Source organism: Colwellia sp. C1TZA3, assembly GCF_007954265.1.
Classification (GTDB): Bacteria; Pseudomonadota; Gammaproteobacteria; order Enterobacterales; family Alteromonadaceae; genus Cognaticolwellia.
The window spans coordinates 52975-60533 of the sequence record NZ_VOLS01000023.1 but is presented as its reverse complement, the minus strand read 5'-3'; the positions used below and the strand labels follow the sequence as shown (position 1 = coordinate 60533).

Sequence of the window (7559 nt, the reverse complement as noted above, 5' to 3'; positions counted from 1 at the left end):
ACCCGCTTATTCACCTGAATTAAATCCAATTGAACAGGTATGGCAGTGGTTAAGACAGAATGAGTTAGCGAATAAATGTTTTAAGGATTATGACGATATTGTTGAATCTTGTAGTAATGCATGGAACGGCTTCATAAGTGATATAAAAAGGGTGAAAGATATATGCTTTAGAGACTGGCTAAATTTGAGTGGTTAATTAATGTAATTGGTATTATACCAGTTCCATTAAGTTTGTGATCTTGTTGTGCGCAGGAAAAATAACTCAAGGTAAGGCGCTCGATTGAGCAATAGCTGGCTATTGGGATTGAGAGCAACACAGCCTTGAGCTATTTTAACTAGTACAAGTGAGCAATAACTTAATGGGATTGGTATTAGCTCGATATTAATGCCTTGAAACTGAATTACTGATTCAAGTGTATAATACCAAGTTGATTAATTACCTGCTCATTTTAATGGTTAAAATAAATAACTACAGCGTTATAAAATTTATAAGGTGAATAACTACTGACTAAATTTTATGCCTTGTATTTATCCATTTTTCCTCATGAAAAAGGTGATCACTTAATTAATCAAATTGGTATAATATCAAATTAATTAATTGGTATTATATAACGAAAACGCTATCACAAAAAATCATGATAAAAAAAGCGACTTACGTCGCTTTCATCATATTTACTTCAGTCGGTACTGTTGATACTCTATTTGTCTCTATTTAGCTCTATTTAACTCTATTTAGCTCTCGCTAAGTGTTAAATAGATTAGCTCAATAGCTCTAGTCATTATTAGCTTAACTATCATCTTAAGGGATTAGCATGCGCTGCGGCTCTAAAAATGGTATTCATGAGCATAATATTTAGCCCATCTAAATATGCTCTAGTGGTTGGCTCTTGAGTAAAAGCGATCACCATACCTTGTTCCATCGGTTGATGAATAAGATAAGGTTTATAAGCTAATTGCTTTTTATTTTCTGCCCATAAATAACCACTTGCTAAAACATTTTCTGCCTCGCTAAACCAAGCCAGGTTTTTACCTGACGCTAGTTTTATCGGCGCATATATATCGCTGCCATAGGCAATAGCTGTAAGTTTTTTATGTACCCCAGCCGTTAACCAATGTTCTTGATCAACTTCAATATTGGCTAAAACGCCGGCAACAAAGTCAGGTTTTTCTTTTGGATTTTCACTGGCTGTTACTAGCGCACTTTTAGTGGCGAATAACTGCCCGTCCACCATAGACTCAGCTTCAAGGTCATTAACCTCTTTCGCTGCGGTTGACTTATCTGCTTGGTCTTTAAACGCGCGTTCTCTTTTGACATCTAACAAAGCGATGTCATGCTCAGCAGCAAATTGCGTTGCACTACCCAGTGTGATTAATACACCACCACGTTTTACCCATTGCTTGATATTTTCAGCACCACTTACGCCCAACACATCTTTATAGTCACCTGAGGGTAAAATAAGCACTTGGTAATTTGATAAATTGGCACTTTTAAGGCTGTTGGTGCGTATTGCCGTTACCGGGTAATTAAATTGACGTTCAATAACGAAGCGAGTATTACCGGCACTTAGCGAACTAACTGGTTTGTCCCATGCCATGGCAATATTGGGTGCTGTCATGGTAACGGTATTGCTACTACCAAAACTGGGGCCTTGAGTAACCCAACTTGAATTAACTCCTTGCACTTGCGCGCCTGAAGTTTGGGCTATTGCCATCACTTTCGTCGCTAAGTCTTCGTCATTACTACGCTTTTCGATGATCAATGTACCGGCATTGTATTCTTGCTCAGCTAAGGTAAAAGCTTTATCCGCACTTTTAATAATAATATTTTGCTGCAACGCTGCGGTTAAGAAGCGACCAGCGGCCATATCGCCCCAAGAAACCAAATAAGCAACGCTCGCTTCAGGGTTAATAACCTTACCGATAAGTTTGTCGTCACTGTTAACACGATGACTTGTTATTTTTACTGGCTTTGAACAGGCATCAACATCAACGTCGAACATTAATGGTAATGACCAACCAGTAACATCATAAATTTCATCAGCCAGTTTTCTGGCACGTCGGCGTTCTTGCTCTTTAACAAATGCCGGTGCCATATCAACTTGCTTGGTAAACGTGGTGGTAACAAAACGACCTTTAGGCTGCGCGGTATCAATAAAGTAAGCACCGGTTTGATAGCTTTTACCACATTGTTTAAAGGCCTTGTCGGCTTGTTTTACTTCAACACCATGCTGAGCCATTAGTGTTGCAAGGCGATGACCTCCCGCGACATTTCTGTTGTTAGGTAAAATATAAACTCGTTCTTTTTTATTACTTTTACCTGCTGCAATAGCGCTGATTTGATAGTTGTAATAGTCGTTAAGTAATTTATGGTGATTGTCAGCGACGCCTTCCGCGGTAGAAATTGAAGCAACAAAATGTCGTTGAACGGTATTTTTATAAGTTAAGGTTTCGCCAGTTTTCTTTTTAAAGAGCTCACCTCTTGCAGAAGAAACTTCATAAGTTGAGGCAGATGCACCATAAAATGTTGGCCAACTATCACCATAACCTGGGTAAAAAGCATCAAATACTTCACGGGTAAAATAATCAAAACCAAGGCGGTCAAAGTGTTTGCCATGGTTTTTACCAATAGCGGTCATATTATCAATTTGAGTTTGGGTCATATGCGGGTTAAAAGGCTGAGCGGCGGGTGAAAAGTAATAACTGCTATCACCGCCCATTTCATGTAAGTCAATCACCACTAATGGTCGATAATGATTCATTACTTCAATACGGCCTGCGGTTTCAGGTTGTGTTATTGCTAACCAATCTCTATTCATATCAAATAGATAATGATTTGAGCGGCCGCTTGGCCAAGGCTCGTTATGCTCAGCGCTTAACCTATCCGCACTGTGTTGCATGCCCACCGTGGCGTAATAACGACTGGTAAATCGGCTGCGCCCGTCTGGGTTTTGTAAAGGGTCAATAAAAACGATGGTGTTTTTTAATATTTTACGATTAGTCGCTTCATTGGGCGCAGCTAATAAATGATAGGCGGTCATCATTGCCGCATCTGTGCTACTAATTTCATTGCCATGAACGCCATAACCTAACCATACTGAGGAAGGTAGTTGAGCGATTAACTGTTTAGCCGCCTTTTTATCTGTAATGCGTGGATCAGAGAGCTTTTGCATTTTATCGGCAAAGTCATCGAGATTATCAACAACATCACTTTTACCGATGGCGGCATAAATAAGCTTACGCCCTTCCCATGTACGGCCGTATTCAAACAGTTTAATCTGCGTTGGCGCCGCTCGTTCAAGCGCTTCAAAGTAGCGCAACATATCACCATAGTTAGTAATTTTTTCGCCCACGTCATAACCTAAAACGTCTGAAAAAGTAGGAATTGAGCGGTCATATTCACTGCCAGGCCACATCTGCTGAGCACTATTGGCTAAAAGTGTAAACGAGCAAACAAAGCTGATAAGAAGTGAAAGCAGTAATGGTGAGCATTTTTTTAGCATATTATTTCTCGGGCATGAGTCCTGAATTAAAATCAGAAGTTAAGTTTTGGTGACTTAACTAAAATACTACGCCAAAAAATAACCTAAGTACTCAATTTATCGATGAAATTTATAAAATATCAGCTGAATGCCCTTCTCGCTCCACAGCACAGTCCTAAAACTAAAACATTGAAATATTTGGCTGATAGCCACTCCATTAAACGCTGGCCACTTAGAGAGCTGAGTGGTGCGGGTATAATACCCATTCCACACCACTTCAGTTTTCAGTTTTCAGTTTTCAGTTTTCAGTTTTCAGTTTTCAGTTTTCAGTTTCTACACTAAGCGAGTAAGTCAGCTCAAGGGGCAACAATATGGCTTAATCACTATATAATACCAATCCCATTAAGTTATTGCTCACTTGTACTCGTTAAAATAGCTCAAGGCTGTGTTGCTCTCACTCCCAATAGCCAGCTATTGCTCAATCGAGCGCCTTACCTTGAGTTATTTTTCTTGCGCACTACAAGATCACAAACTTAATGGAACTGGTATAAATGTTTAACGTAGTCATGTGCAACGTCACTCCATAAATACCTTGACTTTAAGGCATTAGTTGCGATTTTAGCCCACTTTTTTGGACTTATTTGTTTGGTTGCTAATGTCGATTTAAAACAGCTGAGCATATTTTCAGCTTGTTGTAGCGGGTTATCGCCATTGAAGGTAAAGCCGTTTATATCATCAGTTATCGTGTCACTCAAACCACCCACGCTGTGCGCTAAACATGGCTGTCCTGCTCTCATTGCCAACATTTGACTGATACCACAAGGTTCAAATGAGCTTGGCATTAAAAATAAATCGCCAGAATTGTACATACTATTCGATAACGCTTCTGAATAACCTTTTAAGAAAATAAAATTACTATGCTTCGAGGCTAACTGTGCTAAAAATGCTTCTAGCTCATTATCGCCACTGCCTAATAGGATAAAAACGCCGTCATCAGACAATAGTGTTAGCAACTGTTCTAAGGCCGTTTCGCCATTGGCCATCACTTGTTGAAAAAGCCGCACTTTTTGATCGGTAATACGTCCAACCGACGTTAATACTAAAGGCTGTTTTTTATACTTTTTCACGGCAAGTTGTTTTAACCGCGTTATTGCGATTAAACGCGCGTTATCAACTAAAGGTTTATCAGCTAACCACTTCATCACCTCTTGATCACAAAGCGTTATTAAGTCAGTTAATTTAAGGCGACCACTGACTTTTTCTGGGTATTCACAACCATTTAATATACCGTGCAACCGGCCTGTTTTAGCGGCATGGCGTAAATCATTTTCTAAACCTTCACCACCAAAATATCCATGTTGGTCATTGCTAGGTAATAATATTTCTTTCGCGTAAGTAGGTGAAACTGCATGGACTTTATCTGATAGATTAATACCAGAACGCATCGGGTTATAACAGTTATAATATCTAGGGTCGTTGATTTGGCTTTCATCAAAAGCTAAGTCAGGAAACCAAGACTTTAGCGATGATTCATCACCATCAATCGGTCTAATACCTTGCAGGGCTATATTGTGAATAGTATAAACAGTTTTAATGGCTTTTAATGCTTGATATTGAGGATCGTAAGCGCGCAATACTGACACCATAGCGGTATGCCAGTCGTGTAAGTGTATTACATCAATTTTACCAAAAACATCACTAATAATAGCCTTAGCGACCGCGGCGCTAAATAATGCAAACTTACTAGCATCAGAGGCAAAAGGTCGATTACTGGGGTCATCACAATAAATTTTACCTATACCGCCGATAGCAAACAAAGGATGTTCAATCACCCATTGGCTGACTTTTTTTGCTGATGTGTCTAGTAAAGTGGTTGGCGAAGGTGTTAGTGAAATTTTAAAAATATCAACAGTTTGTACTTGTCCACCAAACATAACCTCTAATGAAGTCACCTGTTGAGCGCCTGCAAGCTTAGAAAAGCTGCCATAACCCGGCATGACTACATCAAGCTCTTGACCAATTTTAGCTAAGGCGAGCGGAATATCTCGAACTACGTCACCAATACCACCAACCTTGCCACGCGGTAATGCATCATTTTCTGCCGCCGCCATTAATATTTTCATTTCAATACCTTTCACTTTTTCTTATATTATTGATTATTTTCTTGAGCGCTCTACTTAAGAGCATACCTAAAAACTATGCTTAATTTCTATACTTAAGTTCTATGCTTAGCTTAAAGACTATGTTTAAAAAATATGTTTAAGAATTATACCTAAAAAATGTACCTAAAAAATATACCTAAAAGATATACCTAAAAGATAAGCCAAAGAACTGATTGTAGTCCTCAGCTTATTTCTTTATCGAGATCACATTATAAGCCTTATGTGATCACATCAGGCTGTTCTCTGCCGGTAAATTGTTTAATACCTGCTACCGTTTCTGCCACTTGAATTAACTCACTCAGGGCTTGCTGTGTTTCTTGTGCTAACAGCGTTGGGTCTTGCTGGTAACAATCTAAGTAAACCCTTAAGGTTGCCCCTTGCGTACCGGTACCTGAAAGCCTAAAAACAATACGGCCGCCATTTTCTAAATAAAGTCGAACACCTTGCGCGCTAGTTTTACTGTTATCAACGGGATCAATATATTGAAAGTCATCCGCAGAGGCTATTTTAATGCCTGCAATAACTTGACCTGGTAACAACGCTAGTTTTGCTTTTAATTGACCGATCATTTCCTCTGCACTGGCACTGTCAACCGCTTCATAATCATGGCGAGTAAAATAATCACGGCCATATTGCAACCAATGGTTTTTAACAATTTCACTGACCGGCTGTTTTTTTACTGCCATTAAGTTTAGCCAAAACAATACCGCCCAAATACCATCTTTTTCTCTAATATGGTCAGATCCCGTACCAAAACTTTCTTCACCGCATAAGGTGATTTTGCCGGCATCTAATAAATTACCAAAAAATTTCCAGCCAGTAGGTGTTTCATAACAGGGTATATTCATCGCTTTTGCTACTCGATCAACCGCTCTACTGGTTGGCATTGAACGAGCAACACCAGCAATACCTTTCGCATAAGCCGGTATCAAATTAGCATTAGCGGTTAATATCGCTAAACTGTCGCAAGGATTAATATAAAAAGCCTTACCCAACACCATATTACGATCGCCATCACCATCTGAAGCTGCGCCAAAATCAAAGGGGTCATCACCATAGAGTAAAGCAACAAGCTCATGAGCATGCACTAGATTAGGATCTGGATGACCACCACCAAAGTCAGTTAATGGCACACCATTAATGACAGAGCCGGCTGGTGCACCTAAGCGTTTTTCAAATATTTCTTTGGCATAAGGGCCATTAACCGCATGCATAGCATCGAAACACAAACGAAAGTCGCCTTGTCTCAGCAAGCCTCTCATTGCTGTAAAATCAAACATCGACGCCATCAAATCGGCATAATCATTAACGGGATCAATAATATCGATTTTACACTGTGCTATTTGTACTGTGCCTAATTGGTCCAGTTCAACGTCATCAGCGTCAATACTCAGGTATTGTTCCATAGATAAGGTTTGTTTAAATATTGCCTCAGTTAACTTTTCGGGAGCAGGTCCACCATTTTCTCCGTTGAATTTAATCCCAAAGTCTTCATCTGGTCCTCCGGGGTTATGGCTAGCCGATAAAATAATACCACCACAGGCTTTATTTTTTCTGATCACACAAGAGGCTGCCGGTGTTGATAAAATACCGCCCTGACCGACTAAAATATGAGTAAAGCCATTGGCAACCGCCATGCGAATAATCACCTGAATCGCTTCGCGGTTATAAAATCGTCCATCACCGCCTAAGACCAGTTTTTGTCCGGTACAAGGCGCAATGGTATTAAATACTGCTTGTACAAAGTTTTCTAAGTAGCCGGTTTGCTGAAATTGCGTAACTTTTTTTCTTAAGCCTGAAGTACCTGGTTTTTGATCGGTAAATGCTTGAGTCTTTACTTGCTTGGTTTGCTTAGCTTGCTTGCTTTGCTCAGTTGTCATAACTTACCCTTAAAAATAATATGCCATGTGCTTGAATC

General features: G+C 39.6%; 4 protein-coding genes. 1 reads left to right on the top strand and 3 read right to left on the bottom strand.

Annotated elements, in window-relative coordinates:
* Positions 1 to 196 (top strand): transposase (locus tag ESZ39_RS08865; RefSeq protein ID WP_191321678.1); only part of this gene is annotated, 196 nt, incomplete at its 5' end.
* Positions 197 to 794: 598 nt separating this feature from the next.
* On the opposite strand, the gene ESZ39_RS08860 is transcribed toward ESZ39_RS08865, so the two are convergent.
* The 3 genes from ESZ39_RS08860 to ESZ39_RS08850 form a co-directional block, all read right to left on the bottom strand.
* A complete protein-coding gene (locus ESZ39_RS08860) occupies positions 795 to 3500 on the bottom strand; it encodes a M14 metallopeptidase family protein (RefSeq protein ID WP_146879555.1) in 2706 nt (901 codons plus the stop codon).
* A gap of 512 nt (positions 3501 to 4012) precedes the next feature.
* Complete coding sequence (locus ESZ39_RS08855; protein ID WP_146879554.1) at positions 4013 to 5602, bottom strand: glycogen synthase; 1590 nt, start codon at positions 5600 to 5602, stop codon at positions 4013 to 4015.
* A gap of 257 nt (positions 5603 to 5859) precedes the next feature.
* A complete protein-coding gene (locus ESZ39_RS08850) occupies positions 5860 to 7521 on the bottom strand; it encodes an alpha-D-glucose phosphate-specific phosphoglucomutase (RefSeq protein ID WP_146879553.1) in 1662 nt (553 codons plus the stop codon).
* Positions 7522 to 7559: the final 38 nt, after the last annotated feature.